Source organism: Streptomyces sp. NPDC058964, from assembly GCF_042741275.1.
Classification (GTDB): Bacteria; Actinomycetota; Actinomycetes; order Streptomycetales; family Streptomycetaceae; genus Streptomyces.
The window spans coordinates 1-1,277 of record NZ_JBHYKH010000923.1; the positions used below are offsets into that span (position 1 = coordinate 1).

At 72.1% G+C, this 1,277-nt stretch carries 1 protein-coding gene; it reads right to left on the reverse strand.

The annotated features are described in order from the left end of the window. Positions 1 to 143: 143 nt before the first annotated feature. Positions 144 to 1,277: thiolase domain-containing protein (locus ACFW2E_RS46425; RefSeq protein WP_384478096.1), on the reverse strand; the 1,134-nt coding region annotated here is incomplete at its 5' end.

Here is a 1,277-nt window from a genome sequence, read left to right on the forward strand (position 1 = left end):
GGACCAGCTCCGGCTTTTCCCACCCCAAGAGCGGCTGCTGCTGGATGGTGCTCAAGGCCACGTCCGGGCTCCTCCCGACTCGTCGTCCGCGGCCAGCCTAGCGATCGGTCCCGACCGCCGACAGGCCACGTGAGGAGGACCTTTCAGGAGCCGGGGGGCGCGGAGCCCACGAGCCACATGGAGAAGAACTGGGAGCCCCCGCCGTAGGCGTGCCCGAGTACCTTCCGGGCCCGCTCCAGCTGATGCTCCCCGGCCTGCCCGCGCACCTGGAGCGCCGCCTCCGCGAAGCGGATCATTCCCGAGGCGCCGATCGGGTTGGTGGACAGCACGCCCCCCGACATGTTGACGGGCAGGTCGCCGTCGAGCTCCGTCACCCCGGACTCGGTGAGCTTCCAGCCCTCGCCCTCCTCGGCGAAGCCCAGGTTCTCCAGCCACATGGGCTCGTACCAGGAGAACGGCACATACATCTCCACGGCGTCGATGTCGCGGCGCGGGTCGGCGATCCCGGCCTGCCGGTAGACGTCGGCGGCGCAGTCCTTGCCGGCCTGCGGCGAGACGAAGTCCTTCCCGGCGAACAGCGTGGGCTCGCTGCGCATGGCGCCGCCCAGCATCCAGGCGGGCGGACGGGGGGCGCGGGCGGCGCCGGCGCGGTCGGTGAGGACCATGGCGCAGGCGCCGTCGGAGGACGGGCAGGTCTCCGAGTAGCGGATCGGGTCCCACAGCATCGGGGAGGCCTGCACCTTCTCCAGTGTGATGTCGTGCTCATGGAGGTGGGCGTAGGGGTTCTTCAGGGCGTTGCGCCGGTCCTTGTAGGCGACGAGGGAGCCGACCGTGTCGGGGGCGCCGCTGCGCCGCATGTACGCGCGCACGTGGGGCGCGAAGAATCCCCCCGCGCCCGCGAGCAGGGGCTGCTGGAACGGGATGGGCAGGGACAGACCCCACATGGCGTTGGACTCGGACTGTTTTTCGAAGGCCAGGGTGAGCACGGTGCCGTGGACGCGGGCGGCGACGAGGCCCGCGGCGACGAGCGCGGTGGACCCGCCGACCGAGCCCGCCGTGTGCACCCGCAGCATGGGTTTGCCGACCGCGCCGAGGGCGTCTGCGAGGTAGAGCTCCGGCATCATGACGCCCTCGAAGAAGTCGGGCGCCTTGCCGATGACGACGGCGTCGATGTCGGCCCAGGTCAACTCGGCGTCGTCCAGTGCCCGCCGGGCGGCCTCGCGGACGATCCCGGCGATCGTCACGTCCCGGCGGGCCGCCCCGGGCTGGGTCTGGCC